Consider the following 21,524-nt stretch of genomic DNA (forward strand, 5'->3'; position numbering starts at 1 on the left):
GGCCGGCGCGATACGAGGCGGCCGCTCTTCGCAGCGGCTGGTATCGATTGGCGGCAGCAACAAGGTCTTTGATCCGGCTATTGATGCTCTGCCGGAGCTCGGCACGCAGCTCCTCTTCCTCCGAAGGTAAAGCGTCCAAAAGCTCTAAATCCTGCTTGATGCCTTTGCGAACATCCGGCCCTTTCAGGTACCCGGCGGCGATGCCGACAGCCAACCCCCCAGCGATGGGAGCTATTCCCATGGCCATATCGGCCACAGCGGGCATCGCTTCGTCTCCTGCCAATGCTTGGGCGGCGGTACTGACGGATGTGACGAATGGTATCAATCGTCAGGTGTCTCTGATGGCGAGCCAAACCTGACTGCGATATCTGGCCGTCAAATTCGCGGTGTGGTTCGGTTCGCGAGCCTGTCGTGAGGGTCTCGCGGATAGCCCTATCTATCGGCTTCGTAGGCATTCGCACCGCTGATTTCGAGGCCCAGCCCCGCCGCTAACCCGCCTGGTGGCTCATACTCCCCGACCGCGAAGCCGCGTAGACCTCGGCTAGGAACTGCTCCACGGCCACTGCGGCGTGCGCTGCGCGTACCGAGCCGAAAATATCGAAAGCGTGTTGCGCGTAAGGTAATTCGGCATACACCACCGGCTGCTTGCTGACCTCGCGCAACCGTGCGACAAAGCTGCGCGCCTGCTCGACCGGGATCAACGAGTCGTTTACCCCGTGCAGGACGAAGAACGGCGGCGCGTCCTCGGAGACATGGGTGATCGACGAGGCCAGCCGGAACGGCTCGGCAATCTCATTCCGGCTCAACTTGAACACTCGCTTGCCCATCATCGCCGGCATCATCGGATGCACCGCATCGTCCCGGGTGAAGTCGTAGAACCCGTAGAACGGCACCGCTGCCTGCACGCGGGTGTCCAGTTCCTCGAAGCCGGGCTGAAACAGCGGGTAGTTGGGCGTGACGGCAGCAAGCGAAGACAGGTGCCCGCCGGCGGAGCCGCCGGTGATCGCGATCCAGTCCGGATCCCCGCCGTATTCGGCGATGTGCTCCTTCGTCCACGCGATCGCGCGCTTGACGTCGGCGATCTGGTCGGGCCACGTCGAGCGGGGGCTCAGCCGATAGTTCACCGATACACATACCCAGCCCAGCTCGGCGAGGTGGCTCATCAACGGATGTGCTTGCCCCCGTTTGTTTCCCACCATCCAGGCGCCACCATGGACCTGCAGCAGCACCGGCGCCCGACCCCCGCGGTCGAGGTCGGGTCGCCGCCAGATGTCGAGCTGGTTCCGGGCGCCATACTCCCCGTAGCTGATATCGGTGTCATGCGCGTAGTCGCGCCAGATGCGCAGCATGCGGGCCGGGCCGGGCTTCTTGGCGGTCGCGCCGTTCGGCGCGGGGCGCTTCCACAGATCGCCCGCCTCGCGCCGACGGTCGGCACCCAGGCCCTCGTCCAGCGCCGCGGACAGCGTTTTGTCGGAGCGCTGACCGATGCGGTGTAAACCGAACAAGCCCAGCCAGGACAGTGCCGACACCAGCCAGCTGAAACCGAGCAACCGAGCCGGCGCCCAGCGCGACACCGTCGCCAGTGCGGTCGCGTGAGCTGCCGCGGACTGCAGCGGCAGTTCGGAGGCGAACAGGCCGAAGGCGAAGGCATGGCCCGCGCCATACCCCTTCTTGCTCAGCGGCCGGTACCCGTTCAACGTGAACACCGACCCCACCACCGCCAGCAACGCGGCCCCGACCGCGGCCAATCGTTTCAAAGCTGCCTCCTCATACGCACTACCCAACGAATCTAACCGGCGGCCTCAGCCGATTTCCCCGGCCGCCCCCGCCCCGCCGGCGTCGCGGGTCTCCGCCGGCTCCTCGACCACGGTGTATGACGGGTCCACCATCCACATCGGCCGATTGCCGCTCTGCCGTGCCTTGCCGGTCACCCGCAGCAACTGCCCGGGCTGGATGTCAGCCCCGCCGCGGTCGGGCCGGAACCTGATGCGGACCTCGCCGCTGTCGTCGCCGACCACGATCCAGCGGAACGTGCCCCGGCGCTTGGCGATGTCCTCGACCTCGCTGACCCGCCCCTCGATGGTGGCGCGCTGGCCGGGGATCAGGCTCGCCACCGTGATCACCGACGACCGACGATCGGGATGTTCGTAGGCCTCGACGTCGCGATCTTCGGCTTGGGAAACCCACGCCTCGACCCTGTCGAGCTCACGGGCGATCCGCTGCTCGAGGCGTTGCGGATAGGCGTCCTTGATCCGCGACTGCACGTCGTACGGCACGATCGTGGCGGCGGCGTCGGGAATGAGGCTGACGGCGCGGGCGATCTTGTCTGCGGTCCGGTCGTGCAGCAGGCGTCCCAGCAGCGGCGCATAGGTGCGGCGCGGCAGCAGCACGGTCACATTGGTGTCGGGGTTTTCCTTGCTGGTCCGCGCCACCAGGATCTGCGCGGCACGGGTCACGCGCCGATCCGGGCAATCGATCACCCGCAGCCGGGTGTCCAATTCGAAATCGTCCCAACGCTTTCGGAGCTGCGCGGCATGCACCGCGTCGACCATGAAATGCACGGCGATCAACTCGTCGGCCCGCAATCCCTTCCCGTATCGCAGGGCCTCGATCACCGCCAGGTCGACCGAGTTCACGAAGATGAACACCCGGTGCCGCGCATACTTCACCAGCTCCGGCCGGTCGGTGCGGAACATCTCGAGAATCGCTGCCTCGGCACGATATTCGCGATTCAGCCGAATCAACGCGAACACCAGCAGCGGGAAGACCACGACGACGAGCCATGCCCCCTCGGTGAACTTCGCGACCGCAAAGATCCCCACCACGATCGTCGACATGATGCCCGCGGACAGGTTGATCGCCAGCCGGTGCCGCCAACCCGGTTCCCGGTGCGTCAGATGATGTTTGGTCATTCCGTATCCGGCCATCGAGAAGCCGGTGAACACCCCGATCGCATAGAACGGCACCAGCGCGTTCACCGATCCCCCGGTGGTCACCAACAGCACCACCGACAGCGCCGTGAGCGCGATGATGCCGTTGGAGAACACCAGTCGGTGACCGCGCTTCATCAGTTGCCGCGGCAGGAACCGGTCCTCGGCAACGAAACTGGCCAGCGCCGGGAAGCCGTTGAAGCTGGTGTTGGCACCGGTGAAAAGGATTGCGGCGGTGGCGGCCTGCACCAGGATGAAGCACACGTGCCCGACCACGCCGGTGCCGAACACCGCCCGGGCGATCTGGGACAGCACCGACGGATACTCCGTCAAATACGGCGTGGCGTGCGTGGCGTACGCGAGGTAGGCCACGCCGGCCAGCAGGAACCCCAGGATACACGCCATCGCGGTGAGCACCCGGCGCGCGTTGCGGCCCTGCGGCTTTCGGAATACCTCGACGGTGTTGGAGATCGCCTCAACCCCCGTCAGCGACGAGCCGCCGTTGGCGAACGCGCGCAGCAACACCAGAATGGTCGCGCCCATCACCAGGCCGTTGCCCTGATGCACCGCGACGGTTCCGGGCAGTTGGTGCGGATCGTAGATCGGCAGACTCCAAAACAGATGGCGCACAACGCCCGTCACGATGGTGGCCGACACCATGACGATGAACAGGTAGGTCGCCGCCGCGAACGGCTTTCCCGCTTCCTTCAATCCGCGCAGGTTCAGGTAGCAGATGAAGATCACCACGCCGATGGTGATTTCCAGGCTGAACGGGCCCAGCGCCGGCAATGCCGACACCACGGCAACCGTGCCCGCCGCGGCTTGCACCGCCACCGTCACCACATAGTCGATAAGCAGCGCCGCCGCGGCCACCTGCGCGATCTTCGGCCCGAAGTTGTCCCGCGCCACGATGTACGAACCGCCGGCCCGGGTGTAGGCCATGACAACCTGCCGGTACGACGCCGCCACCAGCACCAGGATCAGCAGGATGACGCCGGTGATGGGCAGCAGCAAGGCGAACGCCGCCAGCCCCGCCTGGGGCAGCAGTTCGATGAGGATCTGCTCGGGCCCGTAGGCCGTCGATGAGATCGCGTCGGGCGACAGCGCACCCAGGGCGACGCGGTTGGACAACCGCTCGTCGGCCAGTTCCTCGGTGATCAGCGGCTTGCCCAGAAACACCCGCTTGAGGACGTCGCCCATCGTCAGCGGGATTCGCAGCTTGCCGGTCGAATCGCCCGCCGCTCGCGTCACCAATGAATCCTAAGAAAGGTGGGCGAGGCGCTGAACCGCCGCGGCGATGCGCTCGTCGGTGGCGGTGAGCGCGACCCGCACGTGCCGGGCGCCGCCGGGTCCGTAGAAGTCGCCCGGCGCCACCAGGATGCCGCGCTCGGCCAGCCAGGCCACCGTCTCGTGGCAACCCTCGCCGCGACTGGCCCACAGGTAAAGGCCGGCCTCCGAATGGTCGACGGTGAAGCCCGCCGACCGCAGCGCGGGCAGCAGCACGGCCCGGCGCTGCGCATAGCGTTCCCGCTGCAACTTCTCGTGATCGTCGTCGTCCAGCGCGGCAACCATGGCGGCCTGCACCGGCGTGGGCACGATCATCCCGGCGTGTTTACGCACCGCCAGCAATTCGGCGACCAGACTCGCGTCACCGGTGACCAGCCCGGCCCGGTATCCGGCCAGCGACGAACTCTTGGACAGCGAGTGCACCGCCAGCAGCCCCCGGTGGTCGCCGTCGCAGACCGAAGGGTGCAGCACCGACAGCGGTGCGGCGTCCCAGGCCAGGCCGAGATAGCACTCGTCGGAGGCCACCAGCACGCCGCGCTCGCGGGCCCATCCGACGACCTTGCGCAGATGCTCGATGCCCAGGACCCGGCCGGTCGGATTGCTCGGCGAATTCAGGAACACCAACGCCGGAGTCTGGGGTCCGAGCTGGGTGAGCGAATCCGCGCGCACCACTTGGGCTTTCGCCAGCCGCGCGCCCACGTCATAGGTCGGGTACGCCAGTTCGGGCACCACCACCACATCGGCGGGCCCCAGTCCGAGCAGGGTCGGCAACCACGCGATCAGTTCCTTGGTGCCGATGACGGGCAACACCGCCGACTCGGCCACCCCGGTGACGCCGAACCGGCGCGCCAGAGCGGCGACCGCCGACTCACGCAGCTGCGCGGTCCCGGCGGTGGCCGGATAACCCGGCTCGGCACCGGCCGACGCCAGCGCGTCCTGGATCAGCGGCGCGACGGGATCCACCGGGGTGCCGACCGAGAGGTCGACGATGCCGTCGGGATGAGCGGCGGCAGTGGCCTTCGCCTCGGCCAGGGTGTCCCAGGGGAACTCCGGCAGGGACGCCGACACGATATGCCGGCGCTGCATCGGCGCGGTCAGTCCTCGCCCTGCGGGGGCAGATCCTTGACCACCTGCGGGTCGTTCTCGGTCAGGCCGACCTTGGCGGCGCCACCCGGCGATCCCAGCTCGACGAAGAAGTCGGCGTTGATCTGGGTGTACTGGCTCCACTGCTCGGGCACGTCGTCTTCGTAATAGATTGCCTCGACCGGACAGACCGGTTCGCAGGCTCCGCAGTCGACGCATTCGTCGGGATGGATGAACAGCATCCGGGCACCCTCATAAATGCAGTCGACCGGGCACTCCTCGATGCATGCCTTGTCCTTGATGTCGACGCAAGGTTCAGCAATCGTGTACGTCACGGACGTCTCCTCAACGTGTCCTCCATGTACGGCTCAATGTTGGGCTGCTGTTCGCTTTACCCGAGGGACTTCACGGGTATGCGTTCGGTTACTGATACTAGACGTTGCATATACAAGTCCGGCAATTGGCACGCCCGGTGAGACGTCAAGTCGGTTCCAACCTAGTGCCCGCGCGGTTCGCGCAGCAGTCGAGGCGCTCGGCAAGCCTTCCCGGCGCCGATTTCGCCCACCGCGAAATTTTGCGAAATAAGCCTCTGAGCAGCAAAGAGTTACGTCTGCGCCCGTTCCGGCGATAACAAAGTCGTGAAGAGCAAGTCCGCGGTGCCTGGTAGCCTTTTACGCAGACGGCAACCGCTGGGCAGATGTCGTCGCCGTCGTGTCTGACGGTGCAATATTTTGGGGAAGGTGTCCGAAAATGAGGTTGTCGCTTACCAAGATGGCCGTGGTTACTGGGGGTCTGGCAGTGTCGCTGGGCCTAGGCAGTGGAATCGCCTCGGCAGATCCGATGGACGTCGCTGTGAACACGACGTGCAGCTACCCGCAGGTGATTGCCGCGCTCAACGCGACAAACCCGGGTGCCGCGGCGCAGTTGAACTCGTCGCCGATCGCGCAGAGCTACCTGCAGCGGTTCCTGGCTTCGGCGCCGCCGCAGCGCGCGCAGATGGCCGCGCAGTTGCAGGCCATGCCGGGTGCTTCGCAGTACGTCGGCGTGGTGGAGTCCGTCGCCGGAGTTTGTAGCAGCTACTGAGTTCGACCCGCGAGCGTAACGCCGCGGCTGATCTCCACTGGGAGTGACGCCGGCGTTGCGCTCGCGGTTTTTTTGCTGGCTCAGGCCGCTAGCGAGGCGTACGTCGTGGTGCGCTGACGCGCGGGCCGGCCGATGCCCTCGGCGATAGCCGTCAATTCCGCTACCGACTTCGCCGATCCATGCTCCGAACCTGCCATCCGCGAGATCGTTTCCTCCATCAGCGTGCCGCCCAGATCGTTGGCGCCGCCGTTGAGCATCACCTGTGTGCGCTCCACGCCAAGCTTCACCCAGCTGGTCTGGATGTGCGAGATGCGGCCGTGCAGCATGATCCGCGCCAGCGCGTGCACCGCGCGGTTGTCCCGGTGGGTGGGCCCCGGCCGGGCCGCACCGGCCAGATACAACGGTGAGTTCTGGTGGACGAACGGCAGCGGCACGAACTCGGTGAAGCCACCGGTGCGATCCTGGATGGCCCGCAACACGTTCAGATGGCCCACCCAGTGCTTCGGGCTGTCCACGTGTCCGTACATCATGGTCGACGACGATCGCAGTCCCACCTCGTGCGCGGTGGTCACGATCTCCACCCACAGCGACGTCGGTAGTTTTCCTTTGGTAAGCACCCACCGCACCTCGTCGTCGAGGATCTCGGCGGCCGTGCCGGGAATGGTGTCCAGCCCGGCTTCGCGCAACCCGGTCAGCCACTCCCGAATGCTGAGCCCACTTTTGGTCACGCCGTTTGCGATCTCCATCGGCGAGAAGGCGTGCACGTGCATGGACGGCACCCGCGCCTTGACCGCGCCCACCAGATCGGCGTAGCCGGTGACCGGCAACTCGGGATCGATACCGCCCTGCATGCAGATTTCGGTGGCGCCGGCGACGTGGGCCTCCCATGCGCGGTCGGCCACCTCCTGCGCCGACAGTGAATACGCGTCGGCGTCCCCTTTGCGTTGGGCGAACGCGCAGAACCGGCAGCCGGTGTAGCAGATGTTGGTGAAGTTGATGTTGCGGTTCACCACGAACGTCACGTCGTCACCGACCACCTCGCGGCGCAACGAATCTGCCAGCGCCGCAACCGCTTCCAGAGCGGGACCGTCGGCGGTCGCCAGCGCCAGGTACTCCTGGTCGGAGCAGCCGCCGGGATCGCGCTCGGCCGAACGCAGTGCGGCGAGCACATCGGTGTCCAGGCGTTCTGGCGCTTTGGCACCTTGGGCGGCCAGCTCGTGCACACGCGACCGGATCGATTCCCAGTCGCCGAAGGCACTGTCGAGGTCGCTGCGGGTCTCGCTGTTGCGGCCCTCGGTGTCGATCGCGGCGTTGAGGTCCACCCGGCCGCTGGAGGCCACCTCGTCCGGCTCCTGCCAGGGCGCACCCACCGGGTTGACATCGCGGGCGAACCCGGTCACCGGATCGGCCAGGGCGACAACGTGTCCGCGCACCCGGGGATCGATCCACGCCGCGCCCGCCTGCACGTACTTCGGCTGCGCGGTGAGCCGCTGCACCAGTTCATAACCGGCCTCGGCGGTGACGGCGGCCAGGTCGTCCAGCGCGGGCCAGGGCCGCTCGGGGTTGACGTGATCGGGTGTCAGCGGGGAGACCCCACCCCAGTCGTCCACACCGGCGGCCACCAGGGCCAGGCATTCGTCGCGGGAGACCAGGTTCGGCGGCGCCTGGATGCGCATGCCGGGGCCCAGCACCAGCCGCGCAACCGCCACGGTGGCCAGGTAGTCCTCGATGCCGGCGTCGGGCACGGCGGCCATCGCGGTGTGTTCCTTGGCCCGGAAGTTCTGCACGATCACTTCCTGGATGTGCCCGAACTCCTTGTGCGACTTGCGTATCGCATGCAACGTGTCGGCCCGCTCCGCCAGTGTCTCACCGATGCCCACCAGCAGTCCGGTGGTGAATGGGATGGACAAGCGGCCGGCGTCGGTCAGGGCGCGCAGTCGTACCGCCGGGTCCTTGTCGGGACTGCCGTAGTGTGCCAGCCCTTTGGTCTCGAACAGCCGTCGCGACGTCGTCTCAAGCATCATGCCCATCGAGGGCGCCACCGGCTTGAGCCGCGACATCTCCGACCAGGTCATCACACCGGGGTTCAGGTGCGGGAGCAGGCCGGTCTCTTCCAGCACCCGGATCGCCATGGCTCGCACGTAGGACAAAGTGGAGTCATAACCCCGTTCGCCCAGCCACTGGCGCGCTTCCGGCCAGCGGTCCTCGGGCCGGTCGCCCAGCGTGAACAACGCTTCCTTGCAACCCAACTCGGCTCCACGGCGGGCCACGTCGAGAATCTCGTCGGGCTCCATGTACATGCCCATGCCCTGGGCCCGCAACCGGCCCGGAACGGTGACGAACGTGCAGTAGTGGCAATTGTCCCGGCACAAATGGGTGATCGGCAGGAAGACCTTGCGCGAGTAGCTGATCGGCAATCGGCCGCCCGGGCCGCGGCGCCCCGCCGACTCGAGACCCGCGTCACGCACCCGCGCCGCGCTCGCGCACAGATCGGCCAGGTCGTCGCCGCGGGCGCTCATCGCGATAGCGGCCTCATCGGTATTCAGCGCCACGCCGTCGCGGGCCCGCCGCAACACGCGTCGCAACGCCGACCCACTCGGGGCCGCAACGGGCATGACGGGATTGGGCAGAGCCGTCGGCTCGGGTGTCACCGGCACGTTGGTGTAACTTCCCCGCGCTCGAATTTCATCCGCGCCCCACCAAGTGAAAACCTGGGTGTCCCGGATGCCATACGCGCAAGGGTAGCGGCAGACCCGGGTCGGCACACGACTGACCAGTGTCGGCAAATCCGGCGAGCCATTCCGCCGAGTCCGGCAAAATTCGCCCGCGATCGCGATACGATCCGTCCATCGAACCGTTTTGAGACCGAGCAAGGGTTGGTGGAATGTCGTTTCTGCAGGCGGTGCCGGACGCGCTGGCAACCGCCGCCTCCAACATCGCCGGCATCGGCTCGGACATCAACTCCGCCAATGCGGCCGCTGCGCTGCCCACCACCAAGCTGGTTGCGGCGGCCGCCGACCAAGTATCCGCCGAGGTCGCGGCGCTGTTCTCGTCGCACGCGCAGGGCTACCAGCAGCTCAGCGCCGAGGTAGCCGCGTTCCACGACAAATTCGTGCAGGCGCTGGGGGCCGGCGCGAGCTCCTACGCCGCCGCCGAGCGCGGCGCCGCGCAGACGCTGGCCAATGCGGTTGGTGCTCCGGCGGCGCAGTTACTGGGTCAGCCGTTGATCGGCGAGGCCGTCGGCTCGGTCGGCACCGCGGCAACCAGGGCCGCCGCGCAGGTCCAGGGCGCGCTCCAGGGTGTGGGCAACAGCTTCCGCAGCTTGCTGGGTCTGCAGCCGACCGGCGCCCCGCTGGCCGCTTCCAGCGCGCTGTTGGGGTCGGCGGCCGAGGCGGCTCCCGCCGCGGTGATACCCGTGTCGTGGGCCACCGCGATCGAGGAGTTCTACCTCGGGATCCAGCCCTATGTGGAATACGGCTTCAACCTCGCCGCTTACCTCGCAGGCTGGTTGCCATACGTCGGCATCCTGGCCCCGCAGATCAACTTCTTCTATTACCTCTTCGAGCCGATGTTCCAGAGCGGCCTGTTCAACACGCTGGACTTCCTGGCCGGAACGGTCACCTTCCAACAGGGACTGAGCAACTTCTGGGCGGTCACCACGGCTTCGGTCAGCCAGTTCATCAACACCGAGATCTATTGGTTCTTGAGCTTCTTCCCGCCGCTGCCCCCGCTGCCGCCGTTCTTCCCGGGCATTTAGCGGGCAGGCCGCGCATTGCGCCGGAACAGCACCCACACCGGGGGCACGACGCCCAGCACGATCAACAGCAGCGCGGCGTAAGCCATCACTCCCTGGCCGCCGAGGACCACGTCGCCACCGGGCCCGCCAAGGCTCAGCACGGCGACCGTCAGCAACCATGTCCACAGTGGCAACGCGGCCAGTCTGGTCGAGGTGGTCCAGCGGCTCGCGGCCCACACCAGCGCGGCGTTGAGCAGGCCACTGAGCAATGCGCTCACGGGGAAGGGAACCGAGCCGATATAGGAGGGCAGCAACAGCGCTCCGGCCAGGGCCGACAGAACCCCGTCGACGGCCAACAGCGCTAAAACGACAAATCGGATAGCAGGATCCGTCGCGCCGGTCTCCTCGATCGAGGCGGCGCGTGACGCGGTGTCTGTCAGGTTGGGACGCTGTCGATCTGGGACGCGATCGAACCGAGCACCCACTGCAGACTGTCGAGGCGGTCCTGCCAGTGCTGCAGGTTAGGGTCCAAGTCCGGGTCCATGCGAATTCCTTCCGTGGCTGCCTGTTTGGCAGTTTACGTGTCCCCACCAGCGATGCCCAGACCGGCCAACAGATCCGTTTCCCAACCCCGCGCATCCCGGGGCCCCGGCTCGCCGGCGACGAGAATGTAATGCTCCTCGGCCAGGATCGGCAGCGCCAGGTTGTTGGACAGGGCGGCAGCACGCCCGGTGGCACCGACGATGAGTTGCGTGGCGTGCGCGGCGAGCGCGGCAACTTTGGCGGCATGCGCGTCGGCATCAGCTTCGACGACGGCAGTGATCCGCTCGCTCGGGTAGGCGAACGGGATCATTTCCGCGGGCGGCACCACCCACTCCGGCCGCAGATCCTCGGGGACCAGAGCCTGGACACCGGCAACCATGGCATCCCGCGACAACACCGTCCAATAGAACTTCGGCACCGACCACGGCTCCCCCGCGTAATCGTCGCCCGCGGCGGCGGCCACGGCGGCGGTGGTGACGACGTGGGTGTGGATGTGGTCGGGATGGCCGTAGCCGCCATCGGGGTCGTAGGTGACCACGACATGCGGGCGCAGCTCGCGGATCAGCGCCACCAGCGCTCCGACGGCCTCCCGCTCGTCGGCGTCGACGAACCGGCGCCGGCTACGCGGCTCGGTGCCGGCCATGCCGGAATCCCGCCATCGCCCCGCGCCGCCCAGATAAACGGGATCCCGGACACCGAGGGCATGCAATGCCCGAGTGAGCTCGCCGATGCGGTAGCCCCCCAACTGATCCGCGTGGTCGACGGCGAGTTGGGCCCATCGTTCGCCGATGACTTCACCCTCCTCGCCGAGGGTGCACGTGACGACCTGGACCTGCGCGCCACGTGCGGTGTAGTGGGCGATGGTGGCGCCGTTGGCCAGGCTTTCGTCGTCGGGATGCGCGTGCACAAACAACAGCCGCGGTGTCTCAGGCATGGACGAACCCTACCCGCCGCCACTCCACCGACAGCAAAAGCCAGCTTCAGCGAATAATAGGAACGCTTGCGGCTACTATCGATTTATGGCGCAGGCGACCCAAACGACAGCCAGCCGGAGACGCCGGCGCGGGGAAGTACTTGAACGTGCACTCTACGCGGCGACTTTGGCCGAGTTGACCTCGGTAGGTTACGGCGGTCTGACGATGGAAGGCATCGCGGCGCGGGCCCACACCGGCAAGGCCGCCCTTTACCGGCGCTGGACCAGCAAGCACGATCTCGTCCAGGCCGCCATGACGCACACCGTGCCGCCGCTGCCGGAGCCGCGCGCCGGCCGGTCGGCGCGGGAGAACCTGCTGTCGGTGTTCACCGCTCACCGTGATGTGCTGGCGGGCAAGACCGATTTCCCCGGCCTGGAAATCATCAGCCAGCTCTTGCACGAGCCCGAGTTGCGGGCGATCTTCGCCGACGCCGTGGTCTGCCCCCGGTTGAAGATCATCGAGTCGATCCTCAATAGCGCTGTGCGGGAAGGGGATATCGACGCCGAGTCGCTGACGCCGCTGACCTCCCGGATCGGGCCGGCGTTGATCAATCAGCACTTCATGCTGACCGGAACGCCGCCCACCCGACGCGAATTGGCGCTCGTCGTCGACACGGTGATACCGCCGGGTCGGTCGGCGAAAACGCCAGTGAATTAAGGGTTGAACGGCTTCGTGATCAAGCCGACGAAGTCGGCGTCAGCCACCAGAGCCTGATCGAAAGCGCCTACGCGACCACCGCTCTGGCCACCGTTGAACACCTGCTGCACGAACTGCTCGTGGAAACGCGTGATATCTCGTCGGCGCCCGCTGGCAGTAGCGCCGTCGTCGCTTCGGCTATCGAGTTGCCGGCGTCGCCGATAGCTGGATTGGATTGATTAGTCGTTGTTCGCCCAGGGATATCCGCTTCGCAGATCGGCGCAATGCGATCGGCCCGCCACCGCAGTGGTGGCGGGCCGACAGCGAACGGTTGGTGGCGAATGATGCCTAGGGCGTGACGCTGCCGTTGACCGTGACTTGCCCGGTCAGCGCCGCGTTGATGTTGGCGAGCAAGCTTGGCAGTCCGCCCGTCAGCGTCACTTGAACCGGGGCGAAGAGGTTGCTGAGGAATGCGCCGTCGAACAGGAATTTCTGTTCCAAGGCCCCCAACAGACCACCGGCCGTCACGCCGCCGAACACGTCGCCCGTGGTGGACAGGAGCAGGCCGGTTGTCAGGGCGGGCACGACCGGAGCACCTATCAACGCATTGATGATCAACTGCGGTGTGCTGACAAATGCCAGGTTGAGGGCGGTGAAAGCGTTGTTCAGCGCGCCGTTCAGAGCACCGGTGGTGCCGAAGAGGGACAGCTGCAGCAACTGTTCGTTGGCGACCAGGTTGGCGTTGAACGCCAACTGGCTGTTGACCAGGGCCTGCAGCGCGGTCGGGGTGAGTCCGAGCTGCGCCAGCAAGGCGGCATCAAGCCCCGGCGCGCCGCTCAGGGCCCCGCTGAGCGACAACAATTGCTGCACAACACCGGTCAGACCACCGACCGGAGCGAGCCCGCCACCGAGCGGAAGCGCTCCGTTGAAGAGCAGGCTGCCGGTCAAGTTCACCGTCGGGGCGCCCACGACTGCGTTGAGCAGCTGCTCGCCGGTACCCAGTAAGAGGTTGCCGGCGTTGAAGGCATAACCCACCGGACCGAGCACGGCACCGGGTCCCAGCAATGCCGACACCAGCGCCTGCTCGTTGGCGACGAGGGAGGCGTTGAACGCTAGTTCGTTGACGACCAGGTTGGCCAGAATTCCGCTCTGGATTTGCTCCAAGCCTGCGACGCCGGTCGTCGGAAGCCCCGCGAGAGTATTGATCAGCGCGTTGAATCCGGTCGTGTCGCCGCTGAGGGCACCGGTCAGGGCCGCGTTCAGCTGTGCACCGAGGGGGCCGAGCGCACCGTTGATGTTGGCCGCCAGCGCGGGCAGGTTCAGGTTGAAGCTGCCTGCCAGATTGTTCAGTCCGGCGGTCAGATTCGCGGTCACCGACTCGAAGGTGGGCAGCGGCGGCAGCACCAGACCGAGGTCGAGGTCACCCGCAAGCAATCCGTTCAGCGCCGTGTTCAGGCTGGCGCCCAGGGCCGGGAGGTTAAACCCGAATCCGGCTAGCGCGGAGTTGAAGTCAGCCACCAGCGTGGCACCCAGTGCGGGCAGGTCGGGCAACCCGAGGTTGAGGTTCCCGGACAGGGCAGCATTCAGCGCGGCGTTGAGCTGAGCACCCAGGCTCGACAGATCGCCACCGAAGATGGCGGACAACGACCCGCCGGTCTGGGTGAGCGCGTTGATGTTGGAAATGAAGTTGTTCGCCAGCGCGCCGCCGGTCTGCACGAGACTGTTCAGGCCCGCATTGATGTTGGCCCCCAACGCGTTACCGGCCTGCACCAGAACGTTGAGGTCGGGCAGCGCTGCACTCAGGTTGCCCGAGAGAGCCGCGTTGAGGTTTGCGCCAAAGCCGTTGAACGCCGCGTTGAAGGAACCGGTCAGGCCGCCCAGTCCGAGGTTCGCGTCCAGCGAGCTGTCGACCGCGAGGCTCGAGGCGAAGTTCGCCGGAACCTGTGCTCCAAGAAGAGTATTGAGGGCCGTCTGACCCGCGCCCACGAACGAGTTGGCGACGTTCAGGCCGGAATCCACCGCCGCAGACAGCGCATTGCCGCTTCCGAATAAAGCCTGCCGCAAGGCTACTTCGCCACCCACCAACGCCTGGTTGAACGACAGCTCAGCGTTGACCAGGTTGGCGGTGAAACCGGCATACGCCTCCGCGAAGCCCTCGAGCGAGAGGGTCGGCGCGGCAAGCCCGTTCACCAGGGCTTGCGCGGTGCCGAGTTCGGCTGCCGCATAGGCGTTCGCACCTGAGGTCACCGCCTGGACGAACCGCTCATACGAAGCCACCACCTGGGCGCTTATCTGCTGATAGCCCGCCGCGTTCTCGGAGAACAGCGCGGCTATTCCCTGCGAGACCTCGTCGGCGGCCGCAGCGAGCACGCCAGTGGTTGACGCAGCTGCCGTCGCATTGGCGGCGGTGAGCGCCGACCCGATGTTGGACAGATTCGTTGCGAACGCCGCCATTATTTGCGGCTCGACAAACACAAACGACATATCCGGACCCCTAACCGCACCAATGAATGCTGGCTACCCCTGTGCCCGAACAGGTGACCCCCTGGCCCGAGCGTATCGCCGGTGTTGCCCGCGCGCGCGGTTTCCAAACGCAAATTTGATAACAATTTGTGACGAGCCGAATGCCGTGGTCAGCCCGCCCGTTTCGGGCCGGTTAGATGGCTTGCCAGATAGGGCTTTTGCGTTCTATGGCCCGGTTTTCACCCACTGGCTAGCGTCGGCGACGATGCCGACCGGGACGGCACCGGTCAGGCTGACGTTCTGCACGCTGGGGCCGGCGGCCACGATCGTGGTGTCCTGCAGGATGGGCAGGACCGTCGACATGTTCCACAGCCGCGGCTCCACCGCGGTGATCACGTCGCTGATGTTCTTGGTGCCGTTGAGCGCCGCGTCGATGTTGGATTGGATGCTGCGATCGCAGATCCCGGTCAGGTTCGACGGCGCCTTGACCAAGGCGCCGGGGTCCGGCGGACGACTGGGGGTCGTCGGGGGCACGGTGGTGCCCGGTCCGGCCTGGCTGGTGCTACCGGCTGTCCCGGTAGTCGATGCCTGCGCGGTCGGCGACGCGCTCGGGTTGGGGATCTCGGATGCCTGCAGCGCGGGGCAGCCGAATCGAGACGCCAGCGAAGTGGCCAGGTTCCCGCCGGCCTGATGCCAGCCCACCAGCGCGTCCACTTGGTGATTCTTCAACGCGTCGCGGTAGAGCGTCACCGGATCCAGGGCCAGCACGCTGGCGGCGATGCCGACGTTGCGCAACTGGTCGGCGGCGGTGTTGGCCACCGCCACCGAGGTCGGATCGTTGGCAGCTACCCCGATGACCAGAGTCAGCTGCTTGCCGTCCTTGCTGATCTGACCGTGGACCACTTCCCCGGTAGGCAGCGTGCTGACCGGCGTGGTCGGCGAATTAGGCCCCGGCGTCGTGGTCACCGAATTGTTGGTCTCGATCTGGAAACCGGACTCCTCCAGCAGCCCGAGCGCCGCCGTGCGGCTCATCGCCGGCGGCGCCGTGGGCACATAGCCGGGATCGCTGGGTGACCGGATCTGCGCCTGGTCCAGGGTGACAGTGTTGTCGCTACCGGCCCCCACGGCGGCGAGCAGGTCGACGTCCAGCAGGCCCAGGATCGCCTTGCGGACCTGACTGTCGGCCAGCTTCGGCTCGTTGGCGCGCAACGTCAACTGCATGACGCGTGGTGTCACGATGCGGGCGGTCCGCACGTCGGGGATGGCCGAGAGCTGAGCGAAGGCGGTCGACCCGCCGTGCACCTGGGCCACCTGAGTGTCGCCGTTGCGCACCGAATCGGCCAGCGCCGCCGGCGCACCGGCCCGCCGGAACTGGATCAGACCGGGTTTGGCGGGCGGTCCCCAAAACCGGTCGTTGCGGGCGATCAGGATCTCGTCGCGCTGGGGATCGATGTTCTCCACCCGGAACTGCCCGCCGGTCACGGGCAGGGCACGCGCCAGCCCGGCCGAGAACCCGCCCGATACATCTTTGACTATGTGTGCCGGCAGCAGGTTGTTGAACAGTTCCCGCCACGCGGGGTACGGCTGGCTGAACGTGACGACGGCCTGCTTGCCGCCATCCAGCGACTGCACCGCGGTAATCAGGTCGTAGCCGGCCGGGTCCACGACGCCGGGCTGGGTGGCCATCTGTTGCCACAGGTACCAGAAGTCGTCGGCAGCGATCGGGGCGTTGTCGGTCCACTGCGCCTCCGGCCGGATCTTATAAGTCACGGTGAATGGGTTCTCGTTCGTGACATCGGCCGAGACCAGCAGCGTCGAATCCATCTCCCACCGCGAACCGGTCGACGAGCTGGGGTCGGGAACGGGGCGGAACGCGCTCGGCAGCACCAGCGCAGCGATCGCCGCATTCACCGGTGAGAGGTCCGACAGTAGGTGCGGATTGAAGCCGGCACCGATCGAGTCGATGCCCATGATGATCTGGGTGGGACGCTGCGGTGGCGGCGGCGTGCTGTGTGGTGTGTCGGTGCTCTGCGGCGCCGGCGGTGGACTCACCGTGCAGCCCGACAGCACCAGTCCGATGGCCGCGACGAGGGCGCCGACCGCTAACAGAACGTGCCGGGCCCGGTGCAACACGCCCATCAGGGTAGCGAGGCCCACCGGGCCTACCCGCGGGCCTTCGCTCGGGCTTTCGCTCGGGCGCGCAAGGTGGCATCCAATTCGACCTTGCGGACCCGCACGATCTCCGGGGTGACCTCGACGCATTCGTCGGGCGCGCAGAACTCCATGGCCCGCTCCAGGTCGAGCTCGAGCGGTTTGGCCAGCGTTTCCATCACATCGGCGGTCGACGACCGCATGTTGGTCAGCTTCTTTTCCCGGGTCACGTTGATGTCCAGGTCCTCTGGGCGCGGGTTGATGCCGACAACCATGCCCTCATAGGTGTCCTGACCGGGCTCGACGAAGAACTGGCCACGGTCGGCGAGTTGCAGCAGCGCGAACGGGGTGATGACGCCGGAACGGTCCGACACCAGCGACCCGGTGTGCCGGGCGCGGATCTCGCCGGCCCAGGGCCGGTAGCCGTCGAACACGGCGTTGGCGATGCCGGTGCCGCGCGTGAGGGTGAGGAAGTCGGTGCGGAAGCCGATCAGGCCGCGGCTGGGCACGATGAAGTCCATCCGGACCCACCCGGCGGCGTGGTTGGTCATCTCCTCTATTCGGCCCTTGCGGCCGGCCATCAGCTGGGTGATCGCGCCGACGAACTCCTCGGGGCAGTCGATCGTCATCGCCTCGAACGGTTCGTGCAGCTTTCCGTCGATCGTTCTGGTCACCACCTGCGGCTTGCCGACGGTGAGTTCGAAGCCTTCGCGGCGCATCGTCTCGACCAGCACGGCCAGCGCCAGCTCGCCGCGGCCCTGCACCTCCCACGCGTCCGGCCGCCCGATGTCGACCACGCGAATCGACACATTGCCGACCAATTCGGTGTCCAGTCGGCTGCGCACCATCCGCGCCGTCAGCTTGTGCCCGGACACCTTGCCGGCCAGCGGAGAGGTGTTGGTGCCGACCGTCACCGAGATGGCGGGCTCGTCGACGGTGATGCGCGGCAACGCATGGGCGTGGTCCGGATCGGCCAGCGTGTCGCCGATCATGATCTCGGGCAAACCGGCGACGGCCACGATATCGCCGGCCACCGCCTCGTCGGTCGGGGTGCGTTCGACGCCCTCGGTGGCCAGCAACTCGGTGATCTTGGCGCTGGTGATGACGGGCAGCCCATCCACCTCGCGCATCCACGCCACCTGCTGGCCTTTGCGCAGCTTGCCGTTGTAGATGCGGATCAGCGCGAGCCGGCCGAGGAACGGCGAGGCGTCGAGGTTGGTGACCAGTGCCTGCAGCGGAGCCTCCGGATCGCCCGAGGGCGGGGGGATGTGCTCCATCAGCACGTCGAACAGCGGGTCGAGGTTGTCACCGGCCGGCGCTTGGCCGTCCGCCGGTTGTTCGGTGCTCGCGATGCCGGCCCGCCCGGACGCGTAGAGCGTCGGCAGTCCCAGCGCGTGCTCGGCGGCCGCGGCCGCTTCCTCGTCGAGGTCGGAGGCGACGTCGAGCAGCAGGTCGTGACTGGCCTCGACGACCTCCTCGATGCGGGCGTCCGGTCGGTCGGTCTTGTTCACGACGAGGATCACCGGCAGATGCGCCTGCAGCGCCTTGCGCAGCACGAACCGCGTCTGCGGCAGCGGGCCCTCGGACGCATCGACCAGCAGCAGGACACCGTCCACCATGGACAGGCCGCGCTCCACCTCGCCCCCGAAGTCGGCGTGACCGGGAGTGTCGATGACATTGATGACTGTCACCGTCCCGTCACCGTTGTGGCGGTGCACGGCGGTGTTCTTGGCCAGGATGGTGATGCCCTTTTCCTTTTCGAGATCACCGCTGTCCATGATGCGTTCCTGGGTGTCGTCGCCACGGTGGGTCAGGGCGCCGGACTGCCGCAGCATCGCATCGACCAGGGTGGTTTTGCCATGGTCGACGTGGGCGACGATGGCGACATTACGGAATGGCACGTCGGTGATTGTTTCAGCGCAGGCCCGCCAATGGCGAACTGAGCAGCTCAAGGGGCTATTGAGCGCGCGTCACCAACCGCGCCGGCGCGGCGCTGAACCGACCAATTGGTGTTTGTCGGCCGCATCGCGGCTGCGGTAGACGATGTAGGGCCGGAACAGGTAGGCGACCGGTGCGCTGAGGGCGTGCACCAGACGGGTGAACGGCCACAGCGCAAACAGCAGCAACGCGATCAGCACGTGAATCTGGTAGCAGACCGCCGCGTGCGCCATCAGGTCCCCACGTGGGTCCAGGATCCAGATCGACCGGAACCAGACCGACACCTTCTGCCGATAGTCGTGCAGTTCACCGAAGTGCGTGGCGCCCATCAGGGTGCAACTCAAACCAGCCACCAGCGCACACACCAGCACCACGTACATCAACTTGTCGTTGCCCGTGGTAGCCAGCCGGACCGGTCCGCGGGTGCGCCGCCGGTAGACAAGTAACCCGATGCCCAGCAGGGTGGCGAAACCCGCAGGCGCACCTAGCATCAGCGCTTGCAGGTGATAGAGGTGATCGCTCATCCCGATCGCCCTGGTCCAGGACTCCGGAATCAACAAACCGCTGATATGACCCATGATCACGGCGAGACTGCCGAAGTGGAACAGCGGACTGCCGATCGAGAGCAACCGTGACTCGTAGATCTGCGACGAGCGGGTGGTCCAACCGAACTTGTCGTAGCGGTACCGCCACCAGGTGCCGACGACCGCGATCGCCAGCACGACGTAAGGCGCGTCGTCCCAAAAAATCTGCAGTAGGTTCATGCCGAACCTCCCCGGGGTGGAACGGTCAGGGTGAACGGTTGCAGGCCAACCGCTTCCGCGGGCGGGCCGGATTCGGTAAGCCGCTGCGCGCGGTCCGGGTCGCCGGCCGCCGGCAGCGTCTCGCACACCGCCGCCACTGCGTGCCGGTAAGGCGATCCGGCATCGGTCAACGCCTTTTGCAACACATCGATGGAGGTCCGATGCGCGGCCAGCAATTGGTGCCCGGCCTGTGGGTCAACGGTGGCGGCGAACTCCAGCACCACGGGCAGATAGTCGGGTGACTCCTTCGCCGGCGGTTCGACGCCAGCATCCCGGTAGGCACTGGCGAAGTTCAGCATCTCGCGTCCACGGTTGCGGGTGTCCCCGGCGGTCCAGTACGTCAGGTACATGGTGGCGCGTCGCCGCAGGTCGAAGGTCTCGACGTAATGGATTGCGGCATCGAGAGTTTCGTATTGCCGCAAGCCGGTGACCGTTTGGCTGAGCAGGTGCTGCGTCCGGCCACCGAGGTGGCCCGACAATTCGTCGGCGAGCTGCAGACGCCGGGTGAAACCCTCATCGGGATAGGCCAGCAGCAATGAGGCCGCCTGCCACACCACGCGATCCTGCATCAGGTGGGCGCGTTGCTTCCCGCGCGACAACAGCTTCATCGGTTCACCCGCATCGGGAAGAGTTCGGCGGGCGTGCCGGTGCCGTCCCAGTTCAGCAGGTTTGTCTGCCGTTGCTTTACAGCGTGGAATGTCTCCACCGACACCGGCGTGGGGCCGGATTCGTACATGCCCGGCCCGCCGTCGAATGACAGCGAGCAGCCCATTTCGCCGTCTGAGGCGCCGGGCAAGTCCGCTGAGTACGCGGTCGGAATAACATAGCGCTCTTCATATTTGGCGATCGCCAGCAACCGGTACATCTCATAGATCTGCTCCTCGGTCATCCCGACGGCGTGCGGGATGTGCGGCTGGGTTTCCCGGCCCAGGTTGATGTCGCGCATGTAGGAGCGCATCGCGGCCAACCGCCGCAACACCCCGGCGACGACGTCGGTGTCACCCGCGGTGAACAGTTCGGCCAGGTACTGGAGTGGGATGCGCAGCGCTTCCAGGGCGCCGAACAGGTTGCCCAGATCCTCGCCGTCGTGCCCGTCGTGACTGACCGCATCTACCACCGGCGACAGCGGCGGGATGTACCAAACCATCGGCATGGTGCGATATTCCGGGTGCAGCGGAAGCGCCACCCGGTAGGTGTTGATCAGAGCGTAGACCGGTGAGCGCTGCGCGGCCTCGATCCATTCCTCCGAAATACCTTGCGCCCGAGCCCCGGCAATCACCTCGGGATCACGGGGATCCAGGATGATCCGTCGCTGCGCCTCGTAGAGATCGGTGTCCTTCTCCACCGATGCGGCTTCGAGCACCCCGTCCACGTCGTAGAGCACCAGTCCCAGATAACGCAACCGTCCCACGCAGGTTTCCGAACACACGGTGGGCAGCCCGACCTCGATGCGCGGGTAGCACATCGTGCACTTCTCGGCCTTGCCGGTCTGGTGGTTGAAATACACCTTCTTGTAAGGGCATCCGGAAACGCACATCCGCCAGCCACGGCAACGGTCCTGGTCCACCAGCACGATGCCGTCCTCGCTGCGTTTGTACATTGCACCCGACGGGCAGGAGGCGACGCACGACGGATTGAGGCAGTGCTCGCAGATCCGCGGGAGGTAGAACATGAAGGTCTCTTCGAGCTTCAGCCGCACCGCGCAGCCAACTGACCGGTGAGCCGATGAAGGTGTCCTGGGGTTCGAACTGGGACGACAACCTCGCCGGCTCAACGGAAATCGTGCCCGACGACCCGATCTTGAAGAAGATCAGCGAAGAGGTGCGGCTGAAGCTCGAAGAGACCTTCATGTTCTACCTCCCGCGGATCTGCGAGCACTGCCTCAATCCGTCGTGCG

The 21,524-nt window shown here is 66.5% G+C and carries 15 protein-coding genes and 3 pseudogenes; 4 read left to right on the forward strand and 14 right to left on the reverse strand.

What is annotated here, in order from left to right; translation table 11 throughout:
- From A5645_RS08340 to fdxA, 5 genes and pseudogenes are all read right to left on the reverse strand, one after another.
- A pseudogene (locus A5645_RS08340) lies at positions 1-265 on the reverse strand (hypothetical protein); the annotation flags it as partial.
- A gap of 223 nt (positions 266-488) precedes the next feature.
- On the reverse strand, positions 489-1,757 hold the full coding sequence (locus A5645_RS08345; protein ID WP_081288235.1) for an alpha/beta hydrolase: 1,269 nt from the start codon (positions 1,755-1,757) through the stop codon (positions 489-491).
- A gap of 45 nt (positions 1,758-1,802) precedes the next feature.
- The gene (locus A5645_RS08350) at positions 1,803-4,130 is read right to left on the reverse strand and encodes an APC family permease (RefSeq protein WP_065129206.1); all 2,328 of its coding nucleotides are present in this window, start codon (positions 4,128-4,130) and stop codon (positions 1,803-1,805) included.
- 60 nt (positions 4,131-4,190) lie between these two features.
- Positions 4,191-5,285, reverse strand: coding sequence for a succinyldiaminopimelate transaminase (gene dapC, locus A5645_RS08355; protein ID WP_155767911.1), 1,095 nt, complete (start codon positions 5,283-5,285; stop codon positions 4,191-4,193).
- 26 nt (positions 5,286-5,311) lie between these two features.
- Positions 5,312-5,635, reverse strand: a complete 324-nt coding sequence (fdxA, locus tag A5645_RS08360) for a ferredoxin (RefSeq protein WP_065034602.1) — start codon at positions 5,633-5,635, stop codon at positions 5,312-5,314.
- 415 nt (positions 5,636-6,050) lie between these two features.
- Between fdxA and A5645_RS08365 the strand changes: the two genes are divergently transcribed.
- A complete protein-coding gene (locus tag A5645_RS08365) occupies positions 6,051-6,383 on the forward strand; it encodes a hemophore-related protein (RefSeq protein ID WP_065034601.1) in 333 nt (110 codons plus the stop codon).
- An 80-nt stretch (positions 6,384-6,463) separates the two neighbouring features.
- Here the strand turns inward: A5645_RS08365 and A5645_RS08370 are convergent, their stop codons facing one another.
- Positions 6,464-8,998 (reverse strand): bifunctional FO biosynthesis protein CofGH, encoded by a 2,535-nt coding sequence (locus A5645_RS08370; RefSeq protein WP_155767912.1) that lies wholly within the window; start codon positions 8,996-8,998, stop codon positions 6,464-6,466.
- 269 nt (positions 8,999-9,267) lie between these two features.
- Between A5645_RS08370 and A5645_RS08375 the strand changes: the two genes are divergently transcribed.
- Positions 9,268-10,140 carry a PE family protein gene (locus A5645_RS08375; RefSeq protein WP_065034600.1) on the forward strand — a complete coding sequence of 291 codons (873 nt, stop codon included), beginning with the start codon at positions 9,268-9,270 and terminating at the stop codon, positions 10,138-10,140.
- Here the strand turns inward: A5645_RS08375 and A5645_RS08380 are convergent.
- Positions 10,137-10,604, reverse strand: a complete 468-nt coding sequence (locus A5645_RS08380; protein ID WP_065034599.1) for a hypothetical protein — start codon at positions 10,602-10,604, stop codon at positions 10,137-10,139. The genes A5645_RS08375 and A5645_RS08380 overlap by 4 nt on opposite strands.
- Before the next feature lie 92 nt (positions 10,605-10,696).
- Complete coding sequence (gene mshB, locus A5645_RS08385) at positions 10,697-11,596, reverse strand: N-acetyl-1-D-myo-inositol-2-amino-2-deoxy-alpha-D-glucopyranoside deacetylase (RefSeq protein ID WP_065129197.1); 900 nt, start codon at positions 11,594-11,596, stop codon at positions 10,697-10,699.
- Positions 11,597-11,681: 85 nt separating this feature from the next.
- On the opposite strand from mshB, the gene A5645_RS08390 reads away from it, so the two are divergent.
- Positions 11,682-12,293 (forward strand): TetR/AcrR family transcriptional regulator, encoded by a 612-nt coding sequence (locus tag A5645_RS08390; RefSeq protein WP_065034597.1) that lies wholly within the window; start codon positions 11,682-11,684, stop codon positions 12,291-12,293.
- Positions 12,294-12,620: 327 nt separating this feature from the next.
- On the opposite strand, the gene A5645_RS29050 is transcribed toward A5645_RS08390, so the two are convergent.
- The 6 genes and pseudogenes from A5645_RS29050 to A5645_RS08420 form a co-directional block, all read right to left on the reverse strand.
- Entirely contained in the window at positions 12,621-14,756 is a 2,136-nt protein-coding gene (locus A5645_RS29050) for a PE family protein (protein ID WP_065129199.1), read from the reverse strand.
- 204 nt (positions 14,757-14,960) lie between these two features.
- Positions 14,961-16,874 carry an ABC transporter family substrate-binding protein gene (locus A5645_RS08400; protein ID WP_065129200.1) on the reverse strand — a complete coding sequence of 638 codons (1,914 nt, stop codon included), beginning with the start codon at positions 16,872-16,874 and terminating at the stop codon, positions 14,961-14,963.
- A 23-nt stretch (positions 16,875-16,897) separates the two neighbouring features.
- The gene (gene typA / locus A5645_RS08405; RefSeq protein WP_065129201.1) at positions 16,898-18,787 is read right to left on the reverse strand and encodes a translational GTPase TypA; all 1,890 of its coding nucleotides are present in this window, start codon (positions 18,785-18,787) and stop codon (positions 16,898-16,900) included.
- Positions 18,788-18,856: 69 nt separating this feature from the next.
- Positions 18,857-19,588 (reverse strand): respiratory nitrate reductase subunit gamma, encoded by a 732-nt coding sequence (gene narI / locus A5645_RS08410; RefSeq protein ID WP_065129203.1) that lies wholly within the window; start codon positions 19,586-19,588, stop codon positions 18,857-18,859.
- Positions 19,585-20,235 carry a nitrate reductase molybdenum cofactor assembly chaperone gene (narJ, locus tag A5645_RS08415; protein WP_065129205.1) on the reverse strand — a complete coding sequence of 217 codons (651 nt, stop codon included), beginning with the start codon at positions 20,233-20,235 and terminating at the stop codon, positions 19,585-19,587. Before narJ ends, narI begins: the two co-directional genes overlap by 4 nt.
- Positions 20,232-21,326: pseudogene (locus tag A5645_RS08420) on the reverse strand (4Fe-4S dicluster domain-containing protein); the annotation flags it as partial. The gene narJ and the pseudogene A5645_RS08420, both read right to left, overlap by 4 nt.
- Between A5645_RS08420 and narY the strand changes: the two are divergent.
- Positions 21,317-21,524 (forward strand): annotated as a pseudogene (gene narY / locus A5645_RS26955) (nitrate reductase subunit beta); the annotation flags it as partial. The pseudogenes A5645_RS08420 and narY sit on opposite strands and share 10 nt — an antisense overlap.

Origin of the sequence: Mycobacterium asiaticum (genome assembly GCF_001673635.1) — a bacterium.
In the GTDB taxonomy this organism is placed as follows: Bacteria; Actinomycetota; Actinomycetes; order Mycobacteriales; family Mycobacteriaceae; genus Mycobacterium; species Mycobacterium asiaticum_C.